We start from the raw sequence: 950 nt of genomic DNA on the forward strand, positions 1-950 counted from the left end.
GGTTGGATTAGTTTTTGTAGTTGGATCAACTTGGTACTGAGTTGCAACAGAACCAGAAATTGTTTGTTGTGTTTCTTCTATATCAGCTCAAGTTAGACTAACGAGTTTATAAATTGCATTTTTTTCTAGATCTTCAAGTTCAAAACTAACTTTAGAATTTTTAATTTTTCCTTGTACTTCAACATTTTGGACTTGTTGAGCTTGAAGGTCTGTTCCTTTTGGATCAACTAGTTTTTGCAAAGCCACTTTAACATCGCGACCTTCAAAACCACCTTGGGTAATATTTCTTCCGGCTAGTGGGTCTCTAATTGTAAAATTAGCCAAATATTTTGTTTCAGAAATTTTGTCAATTGAATAAGCAATTACTTCTGGCTTGGTGGCAAAATAAAGTTTTGATAAAACTTCAGGAGTTGTGGTTGCTGTTGGTTGATTTCGAGCTTGCTGAGTATCGCTAAATTTGAAAGTTTTTAATCTTTTTGGTGCACCTTCAACTTCAGGAGTAATATCTTCAACTTTTGTAAGAACATATAAACTTCCAGGGCTAACTGAATTAAGGCTAAGGTCAATCGTTGGCTTTTGGCCTTGATTATTATTTTCAAATTCTTTTTCTGTTGTTACTTGATGACCGCTTTGACTATCTTGGAAAGTAAATTGAAGTTTTCTTTTTGTATTATTAGCACCACTTTGGTATAAAAATTGCTCATCTTGGGCAAAGCTAACACTAATATCAGCGCTTGTATTATCAGATTTATACCTAATATCAGTAATTGTTGCCGATTCAGCATCAAGTACAAATTCTTTAGTTATTTTTTGATCTGGTTGGGTAGAAGTAGTACCATCAAAACCATCAACGGTATTTCCGCCTTGAATTTGGTCAGGTTGAATTTGACTTGGCAAACTATCAAGAACTTTTAGCTCTTCAATTTCATATGAACTTGCTTTTTCTAAAC

1 protein-coding gene is annotated in these 950 nt (G+C 33.7%); it reads right to left on the minus strand.

The window, feature by feature from the left end:
- A partial coding sequence (locus MOSC01_RS04740) for a hypothetical protein (protein WP_010321456.1) occupies positions 1-950 on the minus strand: 950 nt, incomplete at both ends.

The organism is Mesomycoplasma ovipneumoniae SC01 (assembly GCF_000218525.1).
Classification (GTDB): Bacteria; Bacillota_I; Bacilli_A; order Mycoplasmatales; family Metamycoplasmataceae; genus Mesomycoplasma; species Mesomycoplasma ovipneumoniae_A.